This is a genomic window from Carboxylicivirga sp. M1479, from assembly GCF_007097485.1.
GTDB lineage: Bacteria > Bacteroidota > Bacteroidia > Bacteroidales > Marinilabiliaceae > Carboxylicivirga.
Window position 1 is genome coordinate 1 of record NZ_VKDE01000077.1, and the last position, 1,727, is coordinate 1,727.

Sequence of the window (1,727 nt, forward strand, 5' to 3'; positions counted from 1 at the left end):
AAAAGTTGTTTGAGCCCTATTTTATCGGGAGAGTTCTTTTCATTCAGCGAATAAAATTTAGAAAGGTCATCGAGTGCTGCAGTCAGCGGACCTTTTGTCTACTTTTGCGACTGCAGGAAAAAGTAGAAGCCACTGCGGCTAGAGCAGAAAGTGATAACAGAATAGATAAGTGACCGCAACAAGTTGCTTTTAGTTAAGAGAAGTGAAAGATGAGAACGCTATGCTTTTAGATGCTAGACCGCTTCACTTTTAGACAAAAAACACTGGACTACGGACATAGCACTTCGGACTTATTTAAGCAAGCTACCAATCAGTAATCCTTTTTAATCTGCGTAATTTGCGAACAAGAAAAAGAGCAGTGAGCGGTGAGCAATGAGGAAATAATCCAAAACCGAAGCTGTAAATAAATGATTCACTTACGTGTTCTGTCATTTACTGGAAGGAGTTGGCCAACGTTCTGTGGGGGACGAAAAAGAAAGCAGTAAGTTGCTTATTAACAATAAATTTGTATCTTCAAAATATGACAAAAGACACTATCATACATACACTTACTACGAACAGCCAGATGATTAAAAGCTATGGTGTTGATAAGATTGGTATTTTTGGAAGCTATGCACGCAATCAGCAAACTGAGCAATCAGATATTGACATAGTGGTAAAGTTTGAAGATGGTAAGAAGAGCTACAAAGCATTTATTAAATTGGCCTATTATCTTGAAGAAATTTTAAATAAGAAAGTCGATTTAGTGACTTACAAGAGCCTTAGTGATAATTTCATTGCTCATATAGAAAAAGAAATACGTTATGTCGCGCTCGGTCATTGAATACCTCAATCATATATCGGCTGAATTGGACTTTCTCAAGAAGGCATCTGAAAATTTAACCTTAGATAACTTTCTGAAAGATGAGATTCTAAAAAGAGCATTTGCCAGAAGTTTGGAGATTATTGGAGAGGCTGCTAAAGCTGTTCCTGATGAAGTGCGCTACAATAACCCTCACATTGAATGGAAAGCAATGGCGGGGATGCGAGATAAGTTAATACATCATTACTTTGGAGTAGACTATGAACTAGTGTGGAATATTATTGAAAATGAGATTGTAGAATTGAGTTTTCAAATAAATAATGTTCTAAAGGAACTTAAATAATCTAATATATCTGTTTTTAATAAGTTTTAATCCTTATAATCCAATTAATCTGCGGACAAGAAAAGAGATAAGAGCAGTGAGAAATGTGTAACAGCCCAATTGCGCAGCAATTAATCCGTTAATTATAGAAGCTGTAAATCGTCTTGATACTAACATCTTGATACTAATTTTAACCCATGCCAATCATTCCCCACCTGAATTTTAGGAGGGGTGCCGAAGGCGGGGTGGTATACAAAAAAGAATAGATAAGAGATCGCTACGCTTATAGATATGAGACCGCAACAAGTTGCTTTTAGACAAAAAAACACTGGACTACGGACATAGCACTTCGGACTTATTTTAGCAAGCTGCCTATCAGTAATCCTTTTTAATCCGTGTAATTCCGCATAACGGAACAAGTCCTGCGGACAAAAAAAGAGAAGTGTAAGATAAGTTCGTAAGCCCTGACCTCAGTAACGCAGATGGGTACCTTTCAATTGAAATGAGCGTGGAAGGAAAAGTTGTTTGAGCCCTATTTTATCGGGAGAGTTCTTTTCATTCAGCGAATAAAATTTAGAAAGGTCATCGAGTGCTGCAGTCAGC

2 protein-coding genes are annotated in these 1,727 nt (G+C 37.2%); both read left to right on the forward strand.

Translation table 11 applies throughout. The features are described 5' to 3' along the window. The first annotated feature begins 520 nt into the window (after positions 1-520). Entirely contained in the window at positions 521-823 is a 303-nt protein-coding gene (locus FNN09_RS20820; protein ID WP_143304416.1) for a nucleotidyltransferase family protein, read from the forward strand. Next, a complete protein-coding gene (locus FNN09_RS20825) occupies positions 804-1,145 on the forward strand; it encodes a DUF86 domain-containing protein (RefSeq protein WP_143304417.1) in 342 nt (113 codons plus the stop codon). The genes FNN09_RS20820 and FNN09_RS20825 overlap by 20 nt, the downstream gene beginning before the upstream one ends. The last annotated feature ends 582 nt before the right edge of the window (positions 1,146-1,727 follow it).

Coding starts and splice junctions, on each gene's coding strand:
- FNN09_RS20820 (WP_143304416.1), top strand. CDS start 521: ATGACAAAAGACACTATCATACATACACTTACTACGAACAGCCAGATG.
- FNN09_RS20825 (WP_143304417.1), top strand. CDS start 804: ATGTCGCGCTCGGTCATTGAATACCTCAATCATATATCGGCTGAATTG.